The sequence below is a fragment of the Stenotrophomonas sp. G106K1 genome (assembly GCF_037969685.1).
In the GTDB taxonomy this organism is placed as follows: Bacteria; Pseudomonadota; Gammaproteobacteria; order Xanthomonadales; family Xanthomonadaceae; genus Stenotrophomonas; species Stenotrophomonas lactitubi.
The window spans coordinates 56,662-82,643 of sequence record NZ_JBBPFR010000017.1 but is presented as its reverse complement, the minus strand read 5'-3'; the positions used below and the strand labels follow the sequence as shown (position 1 = coordinate 82,643).

Sequence of the window (25,982 nt, the reverse complement as noted above, 5' to 3'; positions counted from 1 at the left end):
TCGTGACCGCGCTGGAATTCCGTGTGGCCCATCATCCGCTCCGACAGCCTGTGCACTATCTGTTCGTGCTGCCCGCCGTGCTGGTCGCACTGGCGCTGTGGGCGAGCCTGGAAAGCGATGATGTCGGCCGCGCTGGGCAGCGCATCCTGCCGTGGTTGCTGGCCTGCCTGGGTGCAGGACTGGCGCTGCTGTACAACCAAGTGCGCACGCTGTGCCTGCTGCTGCTGGTGGCACTGGCCTTCGCGCTGCTGCACCAGGATCTGGGGCATTACCTGCGCGATGGGCAAGTAACGGCGCTGACCCCACTGCGCTTCCACGCGATCTCGACCTGGCTGCCGTTGTTGTTCGCCATCCATGCGTTGTGGCCCGAACGCGGGCGCCGCCGCCAGGACCTGCTGCTGAGGGCCACGATCAGCGGTGTTGCCGTGGCGGTTTTCATCCTGTTGGCCGCACAGCAGCCACAAGGCATGCACGACCTGCTCTCGAACCGGCACTTCCCCTGGATACCAAGCGACTGGAACGCGTTGGCGCAGCTGCCTGCCATGCTGTTCCTGCTGGCCACCGCTGCGCTGGGATGGCAGGCGTGGCGCCAGCCCCGGCCGCTGCATACGGCAATGCTGCTGGCCCTGCTGTGCCTGTGGTGGATGCTGCCGCGGATCTTCCTGCAGCCGGTGCTGCTGCCGGCGCTGAGCGTGGCGGCGCTGCTGCTGATGCTGGCCGCGACCCTGCAGGAGTCCTTCCACATGGCATTCGGCGATGAGCTGACCGGGCTGCCCGGCCGCCGTGCGTTCAACGAGACGCTCAAGCGCGCCACCGGCACCTACAGCATCGCGATGATCGACGTGGATCATTTCAAGAAGTTCAACGACGCCCACGGCCACGACACCGGCGATGACGTGCTGAAACTGGTGGCCTCCCGGTTGTCGCGGGTGGGCGATGGCGGCCGCGCGTTCCGTTATGGCGGCGAAGAATTCGCCGTGGTTTTCCTCGACCGACCGGCATCGGCCTGCGTGGACGCGGTGGAGGCGCTGCGGCAGGGCATCGAGCAGAGCCGGATGCAGCTGCGCGACCGCACCACCCGCAGCCGTGACGATACGCTCGGCCAGCAGCAGCGCGGGCGCGGCGGTGGCGGTGCTGTGGTGCAGGTGACCGTCAGCATCGGCCTGGCCGACAGTCGGGTCGATCCGCGCCCTGCCGGGGTGGTCAAAGCGGCGGACCAGGCGCTGTATGCGGCCAAGGAGGAAGGCCGCAACCGTGTATGCGCGCATGGCGGCCAGCGTGTGCTGGCCGTGCGCAGCAGCCAGGTTCAGACGGCGTCGAGGTAGTACCAGCGACCTTCGATCCGCAGGAAGCGGCTGTGCTCGGTCATTTTCACCGCGCTGCCGCCACCGACGCGGTAGCGGGCGGTGAAGCGGACCTCGGAGCTGTCGGTGCCGGTAACCTGGTGATCCTGCACGGTCAGGCCCAGCCATTGGGTGCGCTGGCCCGGGGCATCATCGAGCGACAGTTCTGCGGGACGGGTGTCCGGATGCCAGGTGGCACGCAGATAGTCCGGCAGATGGCGCACATAGGCGCTGTAACGCGAGCGCATCAGACGCTCGGCATCGGGCGCGGCGTCACCGGCATGGAAGCGACCGCAGCAGGCGGCGTAGTCGGCGGCCAGGCCACAGGGACAGGGATCGGGGGCGGTTCGGCTCATGCGGGTATTGTCGCGTGGGCGGGGGCAATGTGACAGGCGTATGCTGTCGCGCCCTCACTTCGATCGATCGCCGTGCTGGAAATGATTCCTCCTGAGTTGTGGTGGCTGGTGGCGATCGCCTTCATTGCCGGCCTGGTTGATGCGGCCGTGGGTGGCGGCGGACTGGTGCAGTTGCCGGGCCTGTTCACGGTGCTGCCGCAACAGACGCCGGCGATGCTGTTCGGCACCAACAAGTTCAGCTCGATGTTCGGTACCGGCGCTGCGGCGTGGCGCTATGCACGCAACGTGCGCTTCCCGTGGAAGCCGGTGTTGTTCGCCGCCGGTACGGCCTTCGTGTTCTCCTTCCTTGGCGCTACGGCGGTCAGCCTGTTGCCCAAGGATGCGGTGCGGCCACTGGTGCTGGTGCTGCTGGTGGCGATGCTGGCCTACACGTTGTGGAAGAAAGACTTCGGCGCATTGCACCGGCCGCAGGAGATCGGCCGCCGCGAGCTGGTGATCGCGCTGGCGATCGGTGCGGCGATCGGATTCTACGATGGCTTCTTCGGGCCCGGCACCGGCAGCTTCCTGATCTTCCTGTTCGTGCGCTTCTTCGGGCTGGACTTCCTGCGTGCGTCGGCAGCGTCGAAGGTGGTGAACTTGGCGACGAACGTGGCGGCGATCTCGTTCTTCGTCCCGACCGGCAACATCCTGTGGCTGTTCGCGCTGCCGATGGCAGCGGCCAACATCATCGGGTCGGTGGTGGGCACGCGGTTGGCGCTGAAGGGCGGCACGCCGTTCATCCGCAAGCTGTTCGTGGGCCTTGTGGTGGTGCTGATCGCGCGGATGGCGTGGGATACGTTCCGAAGTTCGTGAATGAGCGTCATGACCCTGGTAGGTGCCAACCTTGGTTGGCACGCGGTTTCCGGTCGCGGAGAGCAGCCGAGCATGGCTCGGCTCTACAGGTGCACATGATGATTCCGGCCGCAAGCGCCGCCGGGCATGGCCCGGCGCTACCGCAGGCCGAGACGGTCAGGCCTCGGCTTCTTCCGGTTCGTCGGCCTGCTGGCGGCTGCGCTCCGGCAGCTTCAGGCGCTTGCCTTCTTCGTCGTACTCGATGAGCAGGACGCCCGAATCGTGGCGGCCGCTGATCTCGACGAAGCAGGCGCCACCGATGAACGGCTCCAGCGTCATCACCGATTTCAGCGGGGTGGCGACCACCATCTGGAAACCGAAGTTGTCGAAGATGTTCATCGCCAGCGCGGTGAACTCGTTGTCGGCCTTGTCGAAGGCTTCGTCGAGCACGACCGCGGCATAACTGGGCAACTGGCTGTCGGCACCGCCGAGCTGGTAGCGCAGGGCCGCCGCCAGGCAGGTGGTGGCCAGCTTCTGCCGCTGGCCACCCGACTTGCCGGCGCCACTGCGGTAGATCTCGACCTGCTGGCGCGTTTCCACGTCCAGCTCCACGCCGATGAACTCCACGTGCAGGCGCACGTCCAGCACAATCTCGCGCCAACGCTTGTCTTCGCCTTCCTGCGAGCCCAGGCGGTTGACCAGCTGGCGCAGGACGGTGAACTGCGTTTCGGCGACGTCGCGCTGCTCGGTCTGCTGCTGCGACAGCACCTCGCGCAGCTGCTGGTGGAACTCCTGCACTTCCGGCAGGCGCCGGTCGTTCAGCTCGATGGTCAGCAGGGTGCCACGGTTGAAGGGCACCTGCTCCAGGCTGGCGTTGACTTCGTCCAGGCGCTGGCCGATCGACTTGCGGGCCTCGGCACTGTGCCGCTGCAACGCCAGCAGGTTGTTCTTGCTCTGGTTCTGCAGCAGGTCGAAGAAGCGTTCTTCGTGCTGCGGCAGGCCATCGCGTTCAAGACGTTCGAGGCGGGCGAGGAAATCCTCGGCCGAGGCCACCGACACGGTGAAGTCGCCCGATTCCTCCGGCCACTGCTGGATGAAGCGACGGAAGCAACCCAGCAGCAGGTTCTCGACGCGGTTGACTTCTTGCTGCGATGACGACAGCTGCTCGTTCAGCGCGTTGCTGACCTGGCGCATGTGCGCTTCCAGCGTTTCCAGGCTGAGCGGGCCCTGCTCCTGCAGGCGCTCGGCCAGACCGGCTTCCTGGTCTTCGGCCAGTGCCGGCAATACCAGTGCACGGCTCTGCTGGCGGGCCCGGTCCAGGCGGTCGCGTTCGCGCACCAGCTGGCCGCGCTCGACGCGGGTGTCTTCATAGGTGCGTCGTGCCTGCTCGATATCGGCGCGGGTGGCGTCGATCTGCTGGGCGATCCTGGCCAGGTCGGCATTGCCTTCGCGCAGGGCGTGCAGGCTGGCCTCGATGTCGGCCAGGCGCTGTTGCGGCGCGGCGACGTCGATTTCATTCCAGCTGATGCCGACCAGCTGGTGGCAGGCCAGGCGACGTTCGTTGTCGCGGTCACGCTGGCTGCGCAGGCGCGCGATATCGGTATCGCAGCTGGCGATACGGGCGGCCAGCTCCTGGGCTTCCTTCTCGAAGACGGCGAGCTTGTCGCGGTTGCTGAAGCCCAGCAGCCAGCGGCGGCGATCGTTCACCGCACTGCGGTCGTCCTTCTCGAAGCGGTCGCCCGGATGCTTGACCTGGCCTTCGCGGGTGATGCCGCGGTCGACGTTGCGCAGCTGCTTGGCGTCCACGCATTCGTAGTCGAAGCGCTTGCCCAGTTCGCGGCGCAGCCAGCTTTCGAACACGTGGTCGCGCAGTTCCAGCTTGTGCAGCAGCGACTTGGCGGAGGGCTCGCGAGCGAACGCCTCGTCATTGCGGCGCACGCGGTAGTAGGTGAAACGCATGCCCAGGTGAGTGCGGTTCACCCATTCGGCGACGTCGTTGTAGTGCTTGTCGTCGACCAGCAGCGATTGCGCGAAACCACCGAGCACACGCTCGATCGCGCCCTGCCAGCTCTGCTCTTCCGAGCGGACCTGGATCAGTTCGCCGACGAACGGCAAGGCCGCTTCGGAGATACCGGTTTCTTCGGCCAGGCGAGCGCGCAGCTTCTGCATCGGCGCAGGGATGCTGGAGGGCGTGCGCTGCATCGCCTCCAGTTCGCCACGCACTTCGGAGAAGCGCCGCTCGTCGTCGCGCTTGCCGCCGAGCCGTTCGCTGATGGCGTCGTCCAGAGCGCTCGAAGCGCGCTGGCGGTCTTCCAGTTCGGACTGTGCCTGTTCGACCAGTTCGGCGAAGCCATGTGCATCCTCGGGCAACGCCGTCTGCAGCTTCTGTGCGGCGTCACGAGCCTGCGCCTGCTTGGCCAGGCGGCGATCACGTTCGGCTTCGGCGCGGCCCTGCTCGCGTTCCAGTTCCTCGATGCGCTCACCACCCTGCTGGCGGCGCTGCAGTTCCAGCTCGGCCAGGCGTTCGGTGTGGTTGTCCAGCGCCGCGCGACGCTGCGCCTCTTCACCCAGCAGGCCACGATCCCGCGTGTCCATCTCGCGCAGACGCGCTTCGATCAGCAACTGGCGGCGACTTTCGCGGAAGCTGTCGATACCGAGCTTGAGCGCTTCGTCGTCGCCGCGACGGCGGCTCATCGCCTGCAGGTCGCGGTAATGTTCGCGCGCCGGCTGCAGGGTTTCGACCTGGCGCCGCGCAGTGACCACGGCCTGGTGCGCGCCATCGAGTTCGGCGAAGTCGCTGACCAGTCGTTCGGCAGCGTCGAAGGTCTTCGGCGTGTCGAGCATGAAGTCGCGCAGGAAGACGTTCAGGTCACCCAGGTTCTTCGCCGACTGCGTCTTGTGCAGCAGGCGCAGCGCCATCTCGTTGTCGATGCCGAGCAGGTGGCGGAAGCGTTCGGCGTAGCCGGAGAACGTGTCGAAGTGATGGACGTCGGCCAGCTTCTGCTTGAGCTTGCGCAGATCCAGGTCGAAGCCGCCCAGATCCTTGGCGATGTCGAACGGGCGCTCGGCGATCATGTAGTGCTTGCGCACGTCACCGGCAGAGGTGCTGCTGCCGGCGATCCAGAGCAGGCGTACCAGGCTGACCACGCGGCCATCACCGGCGCGGTACTCCAGCACCAGCGCGGTCCAGGTCGCGCCCTTGCGCAGGTACTGGGTGGCGATTTCACCGGTGCCACTGTCCTGCTGGTCGGCCCACGCGCCGCGCACGTAGGACACCAGGTTGCGGTCGCGGCCGCTGCGTTCGGCTTCTCGCGCAGCAGCGTTGAAGTCGACGATGGCCGGTGGCGTCAGCAGTGCGGACATGGCATCGAGCAGGGTCGACTTGCCCGAGCCGGAGCGGCCGACGAACAGGAAGCCGCGCTCGGCGATCGGCACTTCGGTCAGGCCGTTGAACGTGCCCCAGTTGTGCACCTGCAGGCGGCGCATGCGGAACTGCTGCAGGCGCGGGTCCGGCAGGCCGTCGTTGAACAGGGCGGGAGTGTGCTTGGAAATGGCCATGCGGTGCTCGGGTCTCTCAGGCTTCAGCGGCCGGGGTTTCGCGCAGCTGGCGGTAAACCGCCGACAGCTGGGATACGTCTTCGGCGGAGAACAGCAGCTTCAACGCCGGCGAGACTTCGTGGCGGTCTTCCTGGCCGCCGAGGCGGGTCAGGATGTGGTTGTCCTTCATCTTCTGCACCGCCGAGGCGACACGGCGGTTGAAGCCGGCGCGGTCGGTGGACAGGTTCTTCTCGTAGATGGCCAGCGCCTCGGCCATTTCAGCATCGGCGACCACGGCACGATTGCCACGTGCATCGGCTTCGCCCAGCTGCTGGCGCAGGTACAGCAGCAGCACCGAATCGATGAAGGTCAACGGCGAGGTGCGCAGCAGTACCGGCGCATCGACGTCTTCGGTGTCGGCCTGGCGGGTGAACGCCACGCCACTGTCACGGTCGAGCACCAGTTCCAGGAACAGGTCCGACAGCGCCGAACGGATGCCGGCTTCGCTGCGGATCAGTGCCGGCCACAGCTTGGCGTGACGCAGCTGGTCGATGCTGGGGCCGATCAGCAGCTGGCACAGCGCGCGGCGCGCATCCAGCGGCAGGCGGCCGGTATCGCCCATGTAGTAGACATCGTTGCCGCGCCGCGGCTGTGCCACGGTCGTCACCGGCTCGGCCTGGTAAGCGTCTTCGGCCAGGTCGGCATGCGGTGCGTCGATGGGGTCTTCATGCCAGCTCATGGCGTCTCTCCTGGGTAAACCAAACCAGCGGGATGCGGGCGCGACGGATCTGCCCGTCGCCACCACGCCATTCGGCGAGCTCCTGTTCGCCGGCGATCACGCTGCCAAAGCGCGTGCCCAGCGAGAGGTAGCCGATGACACTGCCCAGCCCCTGCGGTGCTTCGCGCTGCGACAGGGCCTGGGCGATGCTGAGTTTCGGCTGCGCATCGAGCAGGTCGTGCAGGTCGCGGCGCAGGGTACGGAAATCGATTTCCGACGACGCCACCAGGTCGCCCACGCTTTCCAGGCTGATGCTGGCCGCATCGTTGTATTCGACGTTGCCATCGACCTGGGCGCTGCGCGGGTCGTGCAGCTTCCACTGCGACCACGAGCGCAGGCGGCTGGTGGTCAGCTGCAGGTCGCGGCCGATGGCGCGCTGCGCCGGGAAGTCATCGCGCAACGCCAGTGCTTCGGATTGCGCCTGTTTCAACAGCTGGTTGAGGCGGCGCTGTTCAAGGTAGCCACGGCTCTGCACGAAGCCGCGCAGGCTGCGCGCGAAGTTCTGCAGCACGTCATGCACCTGGCCACCACGCTCGAGCATGGTGCTGGTGAAGCCGCGCAGGAAGTTGCGCTCGTTGCGGTCCAGCCGCCGGGCGAAGCCACGGGCCAGCAGCGTCTCCAGCGCAGCATCGAGCTGGGCGCTCTGTTCGGCGTCGTTGAGCAGGCGCCAGAAGGCCTGAAAACTACGGCCCGCGTCGCTCTCGCCGATCACGTCAACGCCTTCAAAGAGCTTGGACAGCACGTCGCCGCGCTCACCCTCGTCATCGATGATGCGTTCGCGGAAATCACGGTTGAGCTGTTCGAAGTCGTCGCGCACGCGGCGGAAGTCTTCGGTCAGTTCGTCGGCCAGGCCGATGATCTGCCGCGTACGTTCCAGCGCGCGCTTGCCATCCAGCGCGGTCACACGACCGGCACCGACACGGGCGATCTCGGCATCGATGCGGTCACGCTCGTCGCGCAGTGCGGACAGGCGTGCGTCCGGATCGGCCTCGGTCTGCGCGGCCAGCTGCGACAGCTGTTCGATCACCAGGGCCAGACGGCTCTCGGTGGCAGCCACGCGGGCCTGCTCCATGCTGTCGGCGAAGCGGATCGCCTGCAGCGCCTGGGTCGATAGCTCGTACTGCTCCTGGTCGGCGCCTTCGGGCAGCCGGCGTTCCAGCCAGCCCTGCGCCAACCAATGGGCGACGTAGGCCTGCGCGGTCCGCGGCAGCTCGCGCGACAGCTCGTCACCGTTGAGCTGGTCCAGCGCGCGCTGCAGGCGCTCGTTGAGGACCGATGCAGGCAACGTGCGATCGCCGTCCATCAGCAGGCCCTGCAGCAGGCCGATGATTTCCGGTGCGTGGTCGGCGGCGAGCAGCTTCCATTGCGGCTGTTCGCGCAGGTGGCGGTAACGGGTGATGCGTTCGCGGTGCTTCATGCAGCGAGATTGGTCCGAAGGGCGCGGCGGCCAGCGCGCGCGCGCAGGCGCGGCGCAGGCACGGCGAAAGCGGCGGCCACGCGGGGCCGCCACCGGGAGGCGACGGCGCTCAGCGCTTGCCGCCCACTTCGATGAAGCGCAGGAACTCGGCGCGGGTGCGGGCGTCCTCGCGGAAGCTGCCCAGCATCTTCGAGGTGACCATGCTGACGCCACGCTTGTGGATGCCGCGGGTGGTCATGCACTCATGGGCGCCTTCGACGACGACGCCGACACCGACCGGCTGCAGCACATCCTGGATGCACTGGGCGATCTGCGCGGTCATCTTTTCCTGCACCTGGAAGCGGCGGGCGTAGGCTTCGACCACACGTGCCAGCTTGCTGATGCCCACCACCTTGCCGGCCGGCAGGTAACCGACGTGCACGCGGCCGATGATCGGCGCCATGTGGTGCTCGCAGTGGCTTTCGTATTCGATGTCGCGCAGGACGATCAGTTCGTCGTAGCCGGCCACTTCCTCGAAGGTACGCTCCATGTAGGCGCGCGGGTCGTCGCGGTAGCCGCTGAACCAGTCGCCATAGGCTTCAGCCACGCGGCGCGGGGTATCCAGCAGGCCTTCGCGGGTGGGGTCCTCACCGGCCCAGCGCAGCAGGGTGCGCACGGCATCCTCGGCCTGGACCTGGGTCACTTCGCCCTGCGGGGCGGCCTTTTCGTTGTTCTTGCTCATTGCATACAGCGCCCGAACGGGGGGCGAGCATCGTACCCGACCGGGGGGTGGGTCGTCCTCTGGGGACGGTTCATCGGGGGTGACGCGCGGCGCCGGACTGCTATCGGTTTGAAGCGGGACGGGCGGCAGGGCAAGACACGCCGAAAACCCATCCCTGGGGGCTCGGTCGGCGCATCCCTGCGCCTCACGGTCCTGCCCTGCCGCCCTTCCCGCTCCCTGACAGTTCCCTGCGGGCGCGGCAGCACCGCCCGAAAGCAGGGTCAAGAGCTGGGGTTCATGGCTTCGGAAGCGGCGCGCCGCTGCCCTGGTGGGTGCGGACCGTTGGTCCGCACTGCTTCTGCACTTGCCTTTAAAGAGCCAACCCTCCGCGCTCGCGGGGTGATGGGCGGGTGGTGGAGGGCCGGGCGGGGCAGGGCCGTGAGGCGCATGGATGCGCCGATCGAGATTACAGGGACGTACTTAGGGACGTACTTGCAGCGTGTCCTGCCCCGCCCGGCCCTCCGCCACCCCAACCGATAACCAGCAGGCGCACCGCTTTCCTCACTACACCCCACCCATTCAGCAAAACCTATTGATAGGAATGAAATTAGTAGTATCCTATCTATTACTTATGGACCGACCCCTCGACGAGCGCACCGTGCTGCAGATGCAGCTCAGCTCCGGCCTGCTGTACGCAGGGCGGCAGTGGCAGCGCCTGGCCGACAGCCGCTTGGGCAGCTACGGCATCTCCACCGCCTGCACCATGCCGCTGTTGATGATCGGCCGCTCCGGCGGTGGCATCCGCCAGGTCGCGCTGGCCCAGCAGCTGGGCATGGAAGGCCCGTCGCTGGTGCGCCTGCTGGACAAGCTCTGCGCCAGTGGGCTGGTCCGCCGCGAATGCGATGCCAGCGACCGCCGCGCCAACCTGCTGTGGCTGACCGAGGAAGGCCAGGCGTTGGTGCGCGAACTGGAAGATCAGTTGATCGGCCTGCGCCAGGACGTGTTCGGCGAACTGTCCATGGATGAACTGCATGCCGTACTGAAGGCATGGCGCCTGCTGGCCGAGGCCGCCGACCGCATCACGTAAGACCGCTGTCCCCGAACACCGCCGCTGCCGTGCACACGCCAGCGGCTTTTACCCGTTGCCGTTGTTTCGTTGTACCTCCCCTCCCCCTCCTCGCCCCCGCCCCTTCCGATGCCCGGTGAATTCAGTCTCCACGGAGTGTTCGTCCCGACCCTGCTCGGGTTGATGGTGTTGGCCTACCTGGTCAACAGCGGCCTGCACGCGCTGCTGCAGCGTGCCGGCGCCTATCGCCACGTATGGCACCCGGCGCTGTTCAACCTGGCCTTGTACGGGATCGTGCTGGGCGTGCTGTTCCACCTCCTGCGTTGGATGCAATCGTGAACAAGATCGTGAAGAAGACCCTGCCGGTGCTGCTCACCTGCGCAGCCGTGATCGTCGCCCTGCTGGTGCTGCGCCAGCTGTGGGTCTACTACATGGATGAGCCGTGGACCCGCGACGCCCACGTCGGCGCCGACGTGGTGCAGGTGGCGCCGGATGTGTCCGGCCTGGTCGAAACGGTGCAGGTGGCCGACAACCAGGCCGTGAAGAAGGGCGACCTGCTGTTCGTGGTCGACCGCGCGCGCTACCGCATCGCGCTGGAGCAGAGCCGCGCCAGCCTGGCCGAACGGCAGGCGTCGGTCGCGCAGCTGCGCCGCGAGATCGGCCGCGACCGCAGCCTGCAGGACCTGGTTGCCGCCGAGGATGCCGAAGTGCGCCGGGCCAAGCTGCAGGCCGCACAGGCCGCACTGGCCACCGCGCAGGCCGCGGTGGACCTGGCCGAACTCAACCTGGCCCGCACCGAAGTGCGTGCGCCGGCCAATGGCCGGGTCAACGACCGCACCATGCGCGTGGGCGACTACGTGGTGGCCGGCAAGCCGGTGCTGGCGCTGCTGGATACCGGTTCGTTCCGCATTGATGGCTACTTCGAGGAAACCCGCCTGCGCGGCGTGGCCCCGGGGCAGCGCGTGGACATCCGCCTGATGGGCGAGGACACCCCTCTGCACGGCCATGTCCAAAGCATCGCCGCCGGCATCGAGGATCGCTACCGCAGCAACGGCAGCACCCTGCTGCCGAACGTGACCCCGGCCTTCGACTGGGTGCGGCTGGCGCAGCGCATCCCGGTGCGCATCGCCATCGACGAAGTGCCTGCCGGCGTGGAGCTGATCGCCGGGCGCACTGCCACGGTGACCGTGGACACCGGTCGCCACGCGCAGAACAAGAAGGCCGGCGCTGCGCCGACACAGGCGGGTCTGTGAACGCCGCCCTGCCCCGCCTCGGCCTGATCGTCGCGCTGGCCAGCCTGGCCGCGTGCAGAACCGTCGGCCCGGATTACGCGCTGCCCGAGGGCTCGGCATTCAAGCGGCCGCAAGCAAATGCGGCCTTCATCGACACCCAGAATCCGCAGGTGGCTGCCAACCAAGCGCTGCCGGCACGCTGGTGGTCGCTGTACAACGACCCGGTGCTGGATGGGCTGATCACCCAGGCGCTGCGCGACAACGTCGAACTGAAGGCCGCCGATGCGCACCTGCGCCGCGCTGCTGCGGTGTACGAGCAGGCGATGGACGCCGGTGGCTTCGAGTACGAGGCCGAAGCCGGGGTCAGCCGCGCACAGTTGTCGGCCGAGTCGTTCCTGCAGGAGCACGAGCTGCCGGTGATCAACCTGGCCGACGGCAAGTTCGCGGTCAGCTACCAGTTCGACCTGTTCGGCAAGCTCAAGCGCGGTGCCGAAGCCGCCCGCGCCGACGAACAGTCGGTGGCCGCCGCACGCGACCTGGCCCAGGTGAGCGTGGTGGCCGGGGTGGCCGACAGCTATCTGGAGATCTGCCACGCCAACCATGAGCTGCATGTCGCCGAGCACTCGCTGCAGCTGCAGCAGCGCAGCCGCTCGGTCACACAGCGGTTGATCAGCGCAGGCCGCGGCACGCCGCCGGAGCTGGCCCGCGCCAATGCGCAGGTGGCCCTGTTGGAAGCCGCGCTGCCGCCGTTGCGCGCGCAGCGTTCGGCCGCGGCCTATTCGCTGGCCGCCCTGCTGGGCCAGACCCCCGGCCAGCTGCCGGCCGGGGTGATCGACTGCGCGCACGCACCGACCCTGGGCCAGCCGCTGCCGGTCGGTGATGGCCGCGCCCTGCTGCAGCGCCGTCCCGACATCCGCCAGGCCGAACGCAAGCTGGCCTCGGCCACCGCGCGGATTGGCGTGGCCACTGCCGAGCTGTACCCGGACATCCGCCTGGGCGCCTCGGTCGGCGCCGCCGGCCTGCTGGAAGACTTCGGCCAGCCGATGACTCAGCAGTGGTCGTTCGGCCCGCTGATCTCGTGGACGCTGCCGTCCTCGGGCACGCATGCACGCATCCACGCCGCCGAGGCTGGCGCCGATGCGGCCCTGGCCGAGTTCGACCACACCGTGCTGCAGGCGCTGCGCGAAACACAGACCGCGCTGGACCGCTATGCACAGGATCTGCGTCGCCTGCAGTCGTTGAAGGTGGCGCAGGAGCAGGCGGCGCTGGCCGCCGAGCAGAACCGCCGGCTGTACCAGGGCGGCCGCACACCGTACCTGTCCAGCCTGGATGCCGACCGCAGCCTGGCCAGCAGCGATGCCACCCTGGCCGCGGCCGAAGCCCAGGTCTCGCGCGACCAGATCCACCTGTTCCTGGTACTGGGCGGTGGCTGGCAGGACAGTGCCGCTGCCACGGCTGCGCCGACGGCGGCGAGGTAAGCGATGAACGGGCTGACCGACCGCCAGGCCTGGCTGTTCTCGATCAAGACCTACCTGGCAGCGATCGTCGCGCTGTACATCGCCATGGCCGGCAACCTGTCGCGCCCGTACTGGGCGATGGGCACGGTGTACATCGTCAGCCAGCCGTTGCTGGGCCCGACCCGGGCCAAGGGCGTGTACCGCATCCTCGGCACCCTGGCCGCCGGCCTGGCCACCCTGTTGATGCTGCCCGCACTGGTGGAAACGCCCTTGGTGCTGAGCGCGGCGATGTCGATCTGGCTGGCCGGCTGCCTGTTCCTGGCCCTGCTCAACCGCGGCCCGCGTGGCTACGCGTTCCTGCTGGCCGGCTACACCACTGCATTCATCGGTTTCCCGGCGGTGACCTCGCCGGAGACCATCTTCGACACCGTGGTGGCGCGCAGCGAGGAGATCATCCTCGGCACGGTAGTGGCGGTACTGTTTGCTTCGCTGCTGTTCCCGGCCTCGGTGCGGCCGATGCTGGGCGCGCGCATCGGCAACTGGATGGAGGACGCGGCGCAGTGGTGTCGGCAGATCCTCGAACGCGGCCGTGCGCATGCGCCGCGCAACCGGCTGGCCGCCGACCTGGTGCAGTTCGAGGCGCTGATCGAGTTCCTGCGCCGCGATGACCCGCGCCACGCCGGTGCCGCGGTGTCGATGGAGCGCCTGCGCGAACGCATGCTGTTGCTGCTGCCGGTGCTGTCATCGATCGCCGACCGCCTGAGTGCGCTGCGCAGCGATGGACAGACCCTGCCCGAGGGCCTGCCGACGCTGGTCGATGACATCCACGACTGGATCGACACGCCGTCCAGTGCCAGCGACTACGCGCGCCTGCGCGCACGCATCAGTGCGCTTAAGCCACAGGTGGACCGCGATCTGCAGCACCTGCAGCTGGCCAGCCTGCTGCTGCGCCTGGAGGAGCTGGTGGACCTGTGGCAGGACTGCCGCACCCTGCAGCACGCGATCGACCAGGGCACCGCGCCACTGGACCGTGCGCACTACCGCATCCGCACCGAACGCACCGCCACCGACAAGCACATCGACTACGGCATGGCGCTGTTCTCCGCGCTCAGTGCCGGCGTGGCGCTGATGAGCTACTGCGTGCTGTGGATCGGCCTGGGCTGGGAGGGCGGTGGCAACGGCGCGATGATGGCCGCGGTGACCGCCGCGTTCTTTGCTGCACAGGATGACCCGGCGCCGAGCATGGTCTCGTTCCTGGTGTGGGCGATGGTGGCGTCGCTGGTGGCCGGCGTGTACCTGTTCGGCGTGTTCCCCGCCGTGCACGACTTCGGGCTCCTTGCGCTGGTGCTGGCGGTGGTGTTCCTGCCGCTGGGCCTGCTGCTGCACCACCCGAAGAGCGCGCTGTTCGCGCTGCCGCTGACGGTCAACCTGGCCGCACTGCTGAGCCTGCAGAACACCTACAGTGCCAACGTGCAGACCTTCGCCAACTCGTCGATCGCGATGTTCATCGGCATTGGTTTTGCCGTGGTGATGACGCGGTTGTTCCGCTCGGTCGGTGCCGAATGGACCGCGCGACGGCTGGTACGGCAGGGCTGGACGACCCTGGCTGAAGCGGCCGAAGGCCGCGGCCAGCAGGACCGCCAGCGCTTCGCCGCACGCATGCTGGATCTGCTCGGTCTGCTGGCACCGCGCCTGGCGGCGACCCCGGAGGGCAGCGACATCGCGTCGGTGGACATGCTCAACGAAGCCCGCATCGGCCTGAACATCCTGCAGCTGCGCCGCGCGCGGCTGGAACTGCCCGAGCGCAGCCGCGAGGCGGTCGAGCACATCCTGGAGGAAGTGGCCGTGCACTATCGCCGGCAGATCGCCGCACGCAAGCCGATTGTGGCGGCCGAGGCGCTGCGCGAACGGCTGGACACGTCCTTGGGGCGGGTCGGCAGCGTGGCGGCGTGCAAGGCCCGCGATGAGGCGCTGATGGGCCTGGTCGGCCTGCGGTTTGCGCTGTTCCCCGAAGCGAAGGCGTTGGCGCCGGGACTGCTGGCAGCCGAGGGGCCGCAGCCGTAGCACGCTACCCTGTGCACCCATAGACCCCGCACCGGGGTCGGATCCTTCGCCTCGGGCGAGGGCTCCGACCCCTGCGCTGCACAGGACGGTTCAATGAGTTACGACATGATGGTGTTCGAGGCCAGCGTCGCCCCGCGTGAAGCGGCGGCCTTCATCGCCTGGTTCGAGAAGCAGGCGCAGTGGGGCGAGCGCCACGAGTACGACGACCCGGCGGTCAGCAGCCCGGCGCTGCAGGCATGGTTCGCGGAGATGGCACAGGAATTTCCGCCGATGAACGGCCCGCTGAGCAATGACGATGATGATCGCGCCGAAGTGACCGAGTACAGCATCGGCCGCGATGTGATCTATGGCGCGTTCGCGTATTCGGTGGCCGAGCGTGCGCACGGGCGGGTGCAGGACCTGGCCGAGAAGCACGGCGTGGGGTTCTTCGATGTCAGTGCCGATGAAGCGGCGATCGTGTATCCGGATGGGCTGGTATTGATCGCGTAGATCCACGCCATGCGTGGATGCATGCTCGGCTCCGTGACCTATCAGCCGAGCATGGCTCGGCTCTACAGGAAGCGCATCGCACTCGATTCAGAACAACGTGCCCTGCACCGTGGGCTGTTCGATGGTCGCTGGTGCTTCGGCCACCTCTTCCGCGCCCAGCCGCCAGGCCAATCCACCGAGGCGACTGGCATGCCGCTTCAACGCGGCCTCCAGTACCTCAGCGCTGCCGGCCACATGCAGCACCTGGCGGGCACGGGTGAGGCCGGTGTAGACCAGCTCGCGCGAGAGCACGCGGCTGTCCTGCCTTGGCAGCTGCAGCCACACCTCATCGAATTCCGAGCCCTGTGCCTTGTGCACGGTCATGGCGAAGGCGCTCTCGTGTGCGGGCAACGCTGCCGGGTGGAAGGCACGTGGCTGTTCGGCGGTCTCGCCGGGGAACCAGGCCACCATCGCGCCGCTGCCATCGCGCAGGCAGATGCCGATATCGCCGTTGAACAGGCGATGGCGGTAACTGTTCTCGGTGATCAGCAGCAGCCGGCCCTGGAAGTAGCCCGGGGTGTTGCCAGCCAGCAGCTGTTCGATGCGGCTGTTGAGGCCGCGAGCGCCCTGCGGGCCTTCGCGCAATGCGGTCAGCACGCGCAGGCGACCGGCCTGCTGCAGTGCCTGCGCCGGATCCACCACGTCGGCCAGCGCGCGCCAATGATCGAGCAGGTGCTCGCGCTGGCCGCGCAACGGATCGGCTTCGTCTTCATGGAAGCGGACGCCGGCCAGTTCACCGCTGCGCAGCAGGCGCAGGGCGGTGCCACTGTCGCCGCCGCGCACGGCCTGCGCCAGCGGTGCCAGGTCCAGCGCATCACTCTGCCGGTAGCCCCGCTGCAACTGCACGCGGCGACCAGCAAACGCGCGCGGGGGTGCCTGTGGCTGCAGCGTGGCCGCTGCCAGCAGGCCATGCAGCGCCTGCGCATCGTCGGCGCGGGTGCCGATGCCATCGCCGCTGGCGCGCAGGATGGCGCTGAGCACATCGCCGGCTTCCACCGACGGCAACTGGTCGGGATCGCCGAGCAGGATCAGGCGGGTGCCGCTGGCGATCGCGTCGACCAGCTTGGCCATCAACGGCAGGTCGATCATCGAGGCTTCGTCCACCACCACCACGTCCACCGGCAACGGGTTGTCGGCGTGATGGCGGAAGCGCGGTGAATCGGGAATCACCCCGAGCAGGCGATGCAGGGTGGTGCCGGTGCTGGGCAGCGCGGTGCACAGCGCCGGGTCCAGCCCCTGCTCCTGCAGCCGCTGTACGGCCAGGCGCAGGCTTTCGGCCATGCGCTCGGCAGCGCGGCCGGTAGGCGCTGCCAGCGCCACCTTCGGCACGGGCAGGCCCTGGTGCATCGCCTGTGCGGCCAACAGCAGCAGCAGACGAGCGATGGTGGTGGTCTTGCCGGTACCGGGGCCACCGGTGACCAGGGCCAGCGGGTGGCGCAGGGTCACGCCGGCAGCGCGTGCCTGCTGGTCTTCGCTGGTAGCGGCCTGCGGGAACAGGCGCGCGAACAGCGGGGCCACGGCAGCCATGTCCGGTGCAGGCAGCGGATGGCGGCCGATGCGCTGCAGGCCGACCGCCAGCTGCCGCTCGTACTCGCGGTAACGGCGCAGGTACAGCAGGCCGCTCTCCAGCACCAGCGGTGCTTCCTCTGCGGCGGCGCTGGCGTCCTGCGGCGTCGCCACCCAGGGCGAGGCCTGCAGCTGCGCCAGCCACTGTGCAGGCTCGGGCCACGCTGGTACGCCGTCGATCAGGCGCTGTGGCTGGCGCGGATCGAAACCCGCGTGCCCCTGCGCCACGGCCAGCGAGGCCAGTGCGGTCGCCAGCGCCACGTCGTCCGGGGTGTCCTCGCGCAGGCGCTTGAGGCTGGTGGCCAGGGCGTGGTCCAGGGTGCGCAGCTGGCCACTGCGATGCAGATCGCGCAGCAGGTTCATGCGGTTTCTCCGCGCGCGCGCGCCGCCATCTCGGCCTGGGCCGCTTCGCCGCCGGCAAACAAGGCATCCAGCGCATCCACCAGTTCCGGTGCGAAGCGCTGCACGTGCACGCCGTTGCCGGCAACGTCCAGACCCCGGCAGAACAGATAACGGATACCGCCCATGTCGCGCGCGTAGTCATAGGCCGCGCCCAGGCGGAAGCGCAGCCAGCGATGCAGTGCGACGGTGTAGATCAGCGCCTGCAGGTCGTACTCGCTGTGGCGCATGGCGATCTCCAGCAGGTCAGGGCTGTAGCCCGGCAGCCGGTTGGATTTGTAGTCCAGCACATACCAGCGGCCGTCACGCACGTAGGTCAGATCGATCTTGCCGGTCATCAGGCCTTCCAGCCTTCTGCGCAGCCCGAAGCCACGCCGCGCGCTGGAGATGCCGTGGTCGTGCAGCAGTTGCAGCAGCACCGGCACCGCGGTCGGCTCGATGGCGAAGTGGAACTCGATCTCGGCGCGGCGCTCATGCTCGGGCACGCTGCACAGCGCACCACCTTCGGGCAGCGGCACGGTGAGGGTGTGGCCCACCAGCGGCACCAGCACCGCCACGCCATCGTCCAGATCCTCGTCGGCATAGCCTTCGTCGTGCAGCGAGCGACGCAGTACGTCGGCCTGTCCCTCCGGCGCCGGTTGCTGCGGCTGCCAGCCGCTCCACAGTGCGAAGTCGACGTTCTCCAGTGCATCGTGCAGCACGTTGCCGAAGCGGCTGCCCATGAAGCGTGGATCGGGCGGCGCGGTGTCTTCCGCAGCGGCTTCCGGCAGTGCTGGTTCCAGCGGCAGCTCGGCACCGGCGGGTTCGTCGGCGGCCGGTGCCGGCAGTTCGGTGGCCGCCGCTTCGATATCGTCGCTGTTGCCAGCGTCGGCATGCGCCAGCTGGGTGAAGCTGTAGACCCACCAGTCATGGGGCACACGCCGGGTCAACGCACGCACTGCGGGCAGCTCACCCTCGGTTTCGGCCAGCAGCTGCGGCAGGCGGGCCGGCAACGCGCTGTCATCCAGCTCCACGTCCGCGTGCGTGCGCAGCGCCTGCAGATCGCCCAGCAACGGTGCCAGGCGGGTCTTCGCATGGCCAGCCAGATCGCCGGTGGCGATCCACAGCGCATGCTCGGCGCGGGTCAATCCCACATACAACAGGCGCGCGTCTTCTGCCCGCTGTTCGCGCTCGCGCTGGTTGCTGGCCGCTTCCCACGCATCGTTCTTGTCCAGCTTCCAGTGCAGCTGGCGCTCGCCCTGCAGGTGCACGGTGCAGTGGGTGGCGGTGTTAGGCGCGCCGCCATCGATCCCCACGAACGGCAGGAACACCAGCGGATATTCCAGGCCCTTGCTCTTGTGCAGGGTGATGATCTGCACCCGCCGCGCGTCGGACTCCAAGCGCAGCAGCTGCTGCTCATCGTCCTGGTCGGCGTTGGCCATCTGTCCCTGCAGCCAGTCCAGCAGGCCGTGCATGCCCAGTGCCTGCGCCGAGGCTTCCTGCAGCAGCTCGCCCAGCTGCAGGTAGTTGGTCAGGCGCCGCTCGCCATCGATCAGCGCCAGCAGGCGTTCGCCCTGCGCCGCGCAGACATCGGCAACCACCGCGAACGGACCGCCTCGCTGCCAGCGTTCACGCCAGTGCAGCAGCTGCGACTGGAACCCGCGTTGCAGGTCCCCTTCCCGTTCCATGCTGGCAATCGCGCTTGCGCGCTGCCCCAGCAGCACGGTTGCCAATGCGGTGCGCAGGCGCCCTTCGTCGGCCGGTTGCAGCAGGGCCAGCAGCAGCGCACGCAGGTCACGGGCCTCGCTGGTGGCGAACAGGCTCTGCTTGCCGGCCGCCACTGCGGGAATGCCGACCGCAGCCAGCGCGCGCTGCACCAGCGTGGCTTCGCGATGCGAGCGCACCAGCACGGCGATATCGCCAGGCTGCAGCGGACGCCCGCGCAGCAGCGCGGTGCCGGCACGCGCTTCCAGCAGGATCTGGTGGATCGCGGCCACGCAGGCCTGGGTCGCCGCGTCGCGCGAGGCATCGGCGCTGAAGGCCTTTTCACCCTCGCTACGCAACAGGCGCAGGGTGAGTGCAGGTGCGGCCCGGCCATCACGCAGGTAATCCTCATCGGCACGCACGCCACCCGGGCGCACCGGCTCGAACTGGATGTCGCGTTCAAGGAAGGCGTCTTCGCCAGCGTTGTCGTACAGCGCCTGCAGCGCGCGCAGCACGGATGGGCGCGAGCGGAAGTTCTGGTCCAGCGCCGGTGCCTGCTCGGCCACCTGCTTGGCTTTCAGATAGGTATGGATGTCGCCGCCGCGGAAGCCATAAATGGCCTGCTTGGGGTCACCGATCAGGAACAGCGCCGGCTGCAGCCCCAGTTCGTCCACCTCCGGCGAGGCGCCGAACACGGTATGGAAGATGCCCCACTGGCGGTCGTCGGTATCCTGGAATTCATCGACCAGGGCGATGCGGTACTGCGCACGCAGCTGCTTCACCAGGGTCAGCCGCTGCGGGCCTTCAAGTGCGCGGGCGACGCCGTCGATCAGATCGTCGTAGGTCTGCACGCGGCGCAGGCGCTTCAGGGCCGCCAGGCGCTGGCTGGCATCCTCGCGCAGCGCATGCAGGAAGTTCAGCGCACTGGCCCGCAGCCACTGCTCGCGCTCGGCGAGCAATGCGACATAGCGCGCCAACGGGGCCTGCAGCGGCGAAGACGGTGTGCGCTCGGTGAACTTCTTGTTGGTCTTGGCTACCAGCGCATCGGGCAGCAGCGCCGGCAGGCGGTCGCTGGACAGCAGTTCGGCAGCGTCGCCGCGCTCGGCCCAGCCCAACAGCTGGCGGCCCAGCGGGTGCAGCCAACCCAGCTTGTAGGAGACGCCGTTGATCCACTTGTTGTCGACCGCTTCGCACAGGTCCAGGAAGAAGCGCTCACCGTGCTCGCGCACGGCAGCAGCCAGTTCCACCGCGGCCGCTTCCAGGGCCGGGCGCGGGTCGTCCACCGCCAGCGGCTGCGGCCGCGGATGCAGCGGTGGCGAAGCCAGCAGCGCGCGCAGGTCAGCCGCCAGCGCATCCGGGGTGGACCACAGCCAGGTCAACGGTTCCAGCGTTGCCGGGTCGTTGGCATGCACGCGCCAGAGATCGGCAGCCAGTTCTTCCAGCAGCTCGCGATCGCTGGCCAGCAGTTCCGGCGGGTCGAAGGTATGCCCGCTCTCCAGCGCATGTTCGCGCAGCACGCGGGTGCAGAAGCCGTGGATGGTGAAGATCGCCGCCAGGTCGATTTCGTCGGCAGCCACCTGCAGGCGCCGCTTCAACGCCTTGGCACTTTCCGTGCCGTCCTGTAGATGGCGTTGCAGCACCTGCCGGGTCAGCACTGCGTCGGGCGTTTCATCATCGCCGGGCGGCAGATCGACCAGGCGTGCGGCCAGAGCCAGGCGCTCGCGGATGCGCTTGCGCAGCTCCTGGGTCGCCGCATCGGTGAACGTCACCGCCAGGATCTGGCCGATACGCAGGCCCTGCTCGACCACCAGACGGGTGAACAGTGTCGCCAGGGTGAAGGTCTTGCCGGTGCCGGCACTGGCTTCGATCAGTCGCGTGCCGTGCAGCGGCAACGCCAGGTAAGGGTCGGGCAAACGTGTGTCGATGGAAGGGTCCTCGGCAACGCGGCTCATGCGTGGCCTGCCTGTGGATCAGTGCCGAAGCTGCGGCCTTCGCGCACGGCGCTGAAGACCACCTGGCTGTTGCGCAGCAGGTCGGCATAACTGGCGTCGTCGGCAAATGGATCGGCGCCACGCAGCAGCAGCTGCCACGCATCACTGTTGGCTTCTCCCCAGCTGCGGTCGCTGCCATGCCATTGCTTCCAGCCTTCGCTGCGCTGCTTTTCCACCGGCGCGTTGAACAGCACCCAGCCGGTGTAAGGCGCGAAGCGAAGCGGCTCGCGCAGGCCGCGCTGGCGCAGCTGCAGCAGCGCGCGCAATGCCGCGCGGGCTGCAGGCACGGTCAGCGCAGGCAACACATGCGGACCGGGGCCGGCATCACCACCATCGTGGAACTGCACCAGCGGCAAGGCATCGCCGGCGGCGTTGGCCAACAGCCAGTCCAGGCCCTGGCGGATCACCGCGTTGCCGTTCAGCGCACCAGCGCGCAAGCGCACCAGGCCCTCGGGATGGCGATCGCCGACCCGGCCATGCAGGCGCACCCCGTCGATCTCCACTTCATAGCGGCGGCTCTCCAGCGGCATGCCCTGTAACCAGCCCAGCATGGCCGTGGCGTACGGGCGGGTCTTGAGCTGCTCCATTTCGAACTGGCGCTCGCCGAGGATGCCCGACGGCAGCAGCCCGCGTGCGCGCAGCCGCGGGTACAGCGGCTCGCTGTCGCCGGCCAGGGTGGCCTGCACCACGGCCAGCTGCACGCTGCGCTTCTCCGGCCCGCGCGAAGACAGCACCAGCGGCTCCAGGTCGTCGACGTCCTCGACGTCGTCAGGCAGGCGCAGGCCCAGCGACTGCGCGAGGAACTGGCCGGCCGGATCGCAGAGGAAACGACGCAGGCTGTCCAGCGAGACCTCTTCTTCTTCCACCGCGTCGTCCACCGGTGGTGGCAGCGGGGCATCGAACCAGGGCAGCAGGCTGCCGCGCTCCCCCCCCAGCCGCCCGGCGGCCGGATGCCACTGCCGGCGGTAGCTGAAGCGGCGCGGGTCGCCGTCACCGAAGGCGGCCGGCGAGAACGGCTGCAGCGCATGGCGCACGGTGAAGTCCCGCGTGGCGGTCGGCGGATCAAGGTGATAGGCCGCGGCGGCATCGATCAGTTCGCTGACCAGCACCGACGGCTCCCGCACGCTGCCATCGCGCGGGTCTGCGCCGAGATAGCTGAGGTAGAACACGTCCTGGGCGGCAGCGAACAGCTGCAGGAACAGGAAACGATCATCTTCGCGGGTGGAGCGGTCGCCCGGGCGGCGGCGCGGCGTATCCAGTTCGGCGGTGAGCTGGTTGAGGCCGGCGGCGGGATCACGACGCGGGAAATCACCATCATTGAGGCCGAGCACGCAGATCACCCGGAACGGCAGCAGGCGCATCGGCACCATGCGGCCGAAGCTGATACCACCGGTCAGCAGCGGCGCCCGCGTATCGGCCTCGGCCAGGGCACCGGCGAAGTGCGCACGCACCACCTCCGGCGGCACACCGTCGGCGAACCCGGCCTTGTACGCATCCTCGGCGAACTGGTTGAGCAGCTTGCGCAGGCGTTCCAGCGCACGCTGGCTGTTGGGAGAGCTGGGCGGCGTCGGCAGCAGCGCATCGAGCAGCGACAGCAGGCGTTGCCGCCACTGTGCCGGGGTCAACAGCTCGCCGAGCCGGCGCTGGTAGTCGGCCAGCACGCGCAGCAGGCGCAGCAGCCGGTCCAGCGCATCCAGCGCCCCGCCTTCCAGCTCGATCCACGGCGCCACCCCGGCCAGGTCCACCTCGCTGCCGGTGGCGTGGCCCAGCAGCAGGCGATCCAGCGCGAACTGCCAGGTGTAGGCGTCATCGCTGGGGGCCTGCAGCTGGCCGCGATGGTCGGCATCCAGGCCCCAGCGTGCGCCGGCCTGCTGCAGCCAGCCATGCAGCCGATCGAAGTCGACCGCTTCCAGACCGGCGGCCTCGGCCAGCGGCGCACTGGCCAGCAGGTCCAGCACCTCGTTCAGGCCGAAGCGCGAAATCGGCAGGCCCAGCAGGTGCACGAACACATCAGCCAGCGGCTCGCCGGCCAGTGGACTGCTGTCGGCCAACGCATAGGGAATGTGCTCGTCGTCGCCGCCACGCCCGCCGAACACCGCTTCCAGATAGGGCACATACGGATCGATGTCCGGCGCCAGCACGGCGATCTCGCGCGCCTGCAACGGCGGGTCGAAGCGCGGGTCCTGCAGCAGGCTGCGCAGCTGGTCGTGCAGCACCTGCAGCTCGCGCAGGCGGGTGTGGCAGGCATGCACCTGCAGGCTCGGGTCGTCGCTGCGCAGGCCGTCGCGCAGTTCGCCCGACGGCAATGCGCGACGGTGGAACAGGTCGCGCTGCATGCGATGCAACAGGCTGTCGGACAGCCCGCCCTGGTCCAGGGTCGGCCGCGCATCTTCCTCGGGGTCGGAATAGGCGGCGATCTCGCCGGCCGGATGCACCACTTCGTAGCTGCCCAGCACCGCCATGAAATCGCGGCCGGCCGCACCCCACGCTTCCAGCAGGCGGTTCTCGCCGGCGGCCTCGCCGAACGGGTCCGGCGCGCCGCTGCGCAGGCGCTCTGCCAGGGTCTGCAGGTCGCCCCAGTAGGACTGCACCGGCGTGGGCAGGTAGAAATGCAGTTCGCCCACCCGCGACTGGGTGGCCATCACCCGCAGTACGTCGGGCGAGATGTTGAGCGTGGCAAACGCCGACATCCGCGGTGGCAGGCCCTTCGGCAGCGGCTGGCCGGCGCCCTCGAAACGGTCCAGGTAGGCCTGGATGCGGCGTGCGCGGTAACCATGGCCCGTGGCGATGCTGCGCCACAGGATGGCCTGCGGATCGGCCGCATCGGCGCCGGCCTCCCAGCGCAGCAGCCAGTCGCGGCGCCAAGCCTGGTACTTCTCGAACACCGACGCCAGTTCGCCGGCCAGGGCCCAGGGTTTGAGCGCGTCGCCACCGGCAAGATAGGACTGCAGCGCACGCATGGGGGGCTGCGCCAGCAGGTGCGGGTCGCGCAGGGCCTGGTACAGGCGCCAATGCAGGGCCGCCGCATCCAGGTCGTCGGCTTCGCCATCGACATTGGCGTTCAATGCCCGGGCAACGAACTCACCGGGGGTGAGGAATTCCAGATTGGCGGCCACGCCATACTCGGCGGCCAGGGTTGCCTGCAGCCAGCGCCGCATTGCCACCTGCGGGATCAGCACCACCTCCGGCGCCAGCAGCGGCTGTCCCGGCACCGGCACACGCACGTTGCGCGCCAGCAGGGCAGCCAGCACGTCCAGCGAATTGGAATGGTAGAGGCGGAAATCGCTGCCCGGGTCACTCATCGTGCACAGTGTGCAGCACACCCGGCCGTATTCAATGCCGGGATACGGTGATCGCGACGGATTGTTCCGGTCGTTTCAGGAATTGTCCCGGTCTGGCGGCGGTCCGGCCGTGCAACAATACTGGACCGTCCAGTCTGCTTATGTTCAGCAGTCTGACCCGATGCTTCAATGTCGAAAAAACGTTAAGGGTGCCCATGTCGGCTTCCACCTCCAGTCTGGTGCAGTTGTCCAACGTCCGCATCGACCGGAGCGGGCGCACGATCCTGCGCGACGTTTCGCTGCAGGTGCCCAAAGGCAGCATCACTGCCGTGCTTGGTCCGTCCGGGAGCGGCAAGTCCACCCTGCTGGCGGCGCTGACCGGCGAACTGCGCCCGGTTGCAGGCGACATCACCCTGTTCGGCAAGCCGATCCCGCAGCGCACCTCCGAACTGCTGGAGATGCGCAAGAGCGTAGGCGTACTGCTGCAGGGCAATGGCCTGCTGACCGACCTGACCGTGGCCGAAAACGTCGCCCTGCCGTTGCGCACCCACACCCGCCTGCCGCCACCGGTGCTGCGCCGGCTGGTGCAGATGAAGCTGCATTCGGTCGGCCTGCTGGCCGCCGCCGATGCCTGGCCGCGTGAACTGTCCGGTGGCATGGCCCGTCGCGTGGCCCTGGCCCGCGCATTGGCCCTGGACCCGCCGCTGATGATCTACGACGAGCCGCTGACCGGGCTGGACCCGATCGCCTCGGGTGTGATCATGAGCCTGATCCAGCGCCTCAACCACAGCCTGGGCCTGACCAGCATCATCGTCAGCCACCACGTGCACGAGACCCTGCCGATCTGCGACCAGGTGATCGCGATCGCCAACGGCGGCATCGTGTTCCAGGGCACGCCGGAGGCGCTGCAGTCCAGCCAGGACCCGCTGCTGCGGCAGTTCCTGCACGGCCAGCCCGACGGTCCCATCCCGTTTGATGCCGCACCGCGCGCGAGGGTTGCCTGATGCCGTTCGTGCAAGCCACCCGCTCGCTGGGCCGTGCCGGCCTGTTCTCGCTGACCGTGCTGCGCGGTTCGCTGCCGACCCGTGATTTCCTGGCCGAGCTGACCCGCGAGATCTACAAGATCGGTGCGCGTTCACTGCCGATCATCGCCGTCGGCGGCGCCTTCGTCGGCCTGGTGCTGACCCTGCAGGGCTACCGCACGCTGACCACCTTCGGTGCGGCCGACGCACTGTCGACCCTGCTCGGCCTGTCGCTGTACCGCGAACTGGCACCGGTACTGACCGCGCTGTTGTTCATCGGCCGCGCCGGCAGCTCGATCGCCGCCGAACTGGGCCTGATGCGCGCCACCGACCAGATCAAGGCGCTGGAACTAATGGCGATCGACCCGGTGGCCAAGGCCGTGGCGCCGCGCTTCTGGGCGGCGGTACTGACCGTGCCGCTGCTGACCGGCATCTTCTGTTCGCTGGCGATCAGCGCCAGCTATTTCGAAGCCGTGCACGTGCTGGGCCTGGACAACGGCGTGTTCTGGTCGGCACTGCGAAACAGCGTGGACTTCTGGGACGACTTCGGCGTGGCGATGCTGAAATCGGCGATCTTCGGTGGCACCGCTGCTCTGGTTGCCGCCTATGTCGGTTTCCACGCCGAACCGACCATCGAAGGCACCTCGGTGGCCACCACCCGTGCGGTGGTCAACGCCTCGCTTCTGGTGCTGATGTTCAACTTCGTGCTGTCGGCAATGTTGTTCACCTAA

18 protein-coding genes are annotated in these 25,982 nt (G+C 68.4%); 10 read left to right on the top strand and 8 right to left on the bottom strand.

Annotated features, from left to right (window positions below):
• Positions 1-23: 23 nt before the first annotated feature.
• Positions 24-1,325, top strand: coding sequence for a GGDEF domain-containing protein (locus WKB25_RS15240; protein WP_340571592.1), 1,302 nt, complete (start codon positions 24-26; stop codon positions 1,323-1,325).
• Here the strand turns inward: WKB25_RS15240 and WKB25_RS15235 are convergent.
• Positions 1,307-1,699, bottom strand: coding sequence for a YchJ family metal-binding protein (locus WKB25_RS15235; protein ID WP_340571590.1), 393 nt, complete (start codon positions 1,697-1,699; stop codon positions 1,307-1,309). The two genes, WKB25_RS15240 and WKB25_RS15235, sit on opposite strands and share 19 nt — an antisense overlap.
• 72 nt (positions 1,700-1,771) lie before the next feature.
• Between WKB25_RS15235 and WKB25_RS15230 the strand changes: the two genes are divergently transcribed.
• A complete protein-coding gene (locus tag WKB25_RS15230) occupies positions 1,772-2,551 on the top strand; it encodes a TSUP family transporter (RefSeq protein WP_099821649.1) in 780 nt (259 codons plus the stop codon).
• Positions 2,552-2,707: 156 nt separating this feature from the next.
• Here WKB25_RS15230 and WKB25_RS15225 read toward each other — a convergent pair whose 3' ends face one another.
• The 4 genes from WKB25_RS15225 to folE form a co-directional block, all read right to left on the bottom strand.
• The gene (locus tag WKB25_RS15225; RefSeq protein ID WP_340571588.1) at positions 2,708-6,088 is read right to left on the bottom strand and encodes an ATP-binding protein; all 3,381 of its coding nucleotides are present in this window, start codon (positions 6,086-6,088) and stop codon (positions 2,708-2,710) included.
• A gap of 16 nt (positions 6,089-6,104) precedes the next feature.
• Entirely contained in the window at positions 6,105-6,806 is a 702-nt protein-coding gene (locus tag WKB25_RS15220) for a DUF4194 domain-containing protein (RefSeq protein ID WP_108264912.1), read from the bottom strand.
• Positions 6,793-8,262, bottom strand: a complete 1,470-nt coding sequence (locus tag WKB25_RS15215; RefSeq protein WP_099821647.1) for a DUF3375 domain-containing protein — start codon at positions 8,260-8,262, stop codon at positions 6,793-6,795. Before WKB25_RS15215 ends, WKB25_RS15220 begins: the two co-directional genes overlap by 14 nt.
• Before the next feature lie 109 nt (positions 8,263-8,371).
• On the bottom strand, positions 8,372-8,983 hold the full coding sequence (gene folE / locus WKB25_RS15210) for a GTP cyclohydrolase I FolE (protein ID WP_025875657.1): 612 nt from the start codon (positions 8,981-8,983) through the stop codon (positions 8,372-8,374).
• A 610-nt stretch (positions 8,984-9,593) separates the two neighbouring features.
• On the opposite strand from folE, the gene WKB25_RS15205 reads away from it, so the two are divergent.
• From WKB25_RS15205 to WKB25_RS15180, 6 genes are all read left to right on the top strand, one after another.
• Positions 9,594-10,049 carry a MarR family transcriptional regulator gene (locus tag WKB25_RS15205; protein WP_025875653.1) on the top strand — a complete coding sequence of 152 codons (456 nt, stop codon included), beginning with the start codon at positions 9,594-9,596 and terminating at the stop codon, positions 10,047-10,049.
• A gap of 108 nt (positions 10,050-10,157) precedes the next feature.
• Entirely contained in the window at positions 10,158-10,367 is a 210-nt protein-coding gene (locus tag WKB25_RS15200; RefSeq protein WP_340571582.1) for a DUF1656 domain-containing protein, read from the top strand.
• Positions 10,364-11,281, top strand: a complete 918-nt coding sequence (locus tag WKB25_RS15195; protein ID WP_340571580.1) for an efflux RND transporter periplasmic adaptor subunit — start codon at positions 10,364-10,366, stop codon at positions 11,279-11,281. Before WKB25_RS15200 ends, WKB25_RS15195 begins: the two co-directional genes overlap by 4 nt.
• Positions 11,278-12,738: an efflux transporter outer membrane subunit gene (locus WKB25_RS15190; RefSeq protein ID WP_340571578.1), complete on the top strand. Its 1,461-nt coding sequence runs from the start codon at positions 11,278-11,280 to the stop codon at positions 12,736-12,738. Before WKB25_RS15195 ends, WKB25_RS15190 begins: the two co-directional genes overlap by 4 nt.
• Before the next feature lie 3 nt (positions 12,739-12,741).
• Entirely contained in the window at positions 12,742-14,781 is a 2,040-nt protein-coding gene (locus WKB25_RS15185; RefSeq protein WP_340571575.1) for an FUSC family protein, read from the top strand.
• A 93-nt stretch (positions 14,782-14,874) separates the two neighbouring features.
• Positions 14,875-15,270, top strand: coding sequence for a hypothetical protein (locus tag WKB25_RS15180; protein ID WP_340571572.1), 396 nt, complete (start codon positions 14,875-14,877; stop codon positions 15,268-15,270).
• An 87-nt stretch (positions 15,271-15,357) separates the two neighbouring features.
• On the opposite strand, the gene recD is transcribed toward WKB25_RS15180, so the two are convergent.
• The 3 genes from recD to recC are packed head-to-tail and all read right to left on the bottom strand — an operon-like array spanning position 15,358 to position 24,250.
• Positions 15,358-17,238 carry an exodeoxyribonuclease V subunit alpha gene (recD, locus tag WKB25_RS15175; RefSeq protein WP_340571571.1) on the bottom strand — a complete coding sequence of 627 codons (1,881 nt, stop codon included), beginning with the start codon at positions 17,236-17,238 and terminating at the stop codon, positions 15,358-15,360.
• The gene (gene recB, locus WKB25_RS15170) at positions 17,235-20,909 is read right to left on the bottom strand and encodes an exodeoxyribonuclease V subunit beta (RefSeq protein ID WP_340571569.1); all 3,675 of its coding nucleotides are present in this window, start codon (positions 20,907-20,909) and stop codon (positions 17,235-17,237) included. The genes recD and recB overlap by 4 nt, the downstream gene beginning before the upstream one ends.
• Positions 20,906-24,250 (bottom strand): exodeoxyribonuclease V subunit gamma, encoded by a 3,345-nt coding sequence (gene recC, locus WKB25_RS15165; RefSeq protein WP_340571567.1) that lies wholly within the window; start codon positions 24,248-24,250, stop codon positions 20,906-20,908. The genes recB and recC overlap by 4 nt, the downstream gene beginning before the upstream one ends.
• A gap of 194 nt (positions 24,251-24,444) precedes the next feature.
• On the opposite strand from recC, the gene WKB25_RS15160 reads away from it, so the two are divergent.
• Together WKB25_RS15160 and WKB25_RS15155 are read left to right on the top strand one after the other, a co-directional pair.
• Complete coding sequence (locus tag WKB25_RS15160; protein ID WP_340571564.1) at positions 24,445-25,233, top strand: ATP-binding cassette domain-containing protein; 789 nt, start codon at positions 24,445-24,447, stop codon at positions 25,231-25,233.
• Positions 25,233-25,982: an MlaE family lipid ABC transporter permease subunit gene (locus WKB25_RS15155; RefSeq protein WP_005414955.1), complete on the top strand. Its 750-nt coding sequence runs from the start codon at positions 25,233-25,235 to the stop codon at positions 25,980-25,982. Before WKB25_RS15160 ends, WKB25_RS15155 begins: the two co-directional genes overlap by 1 nt.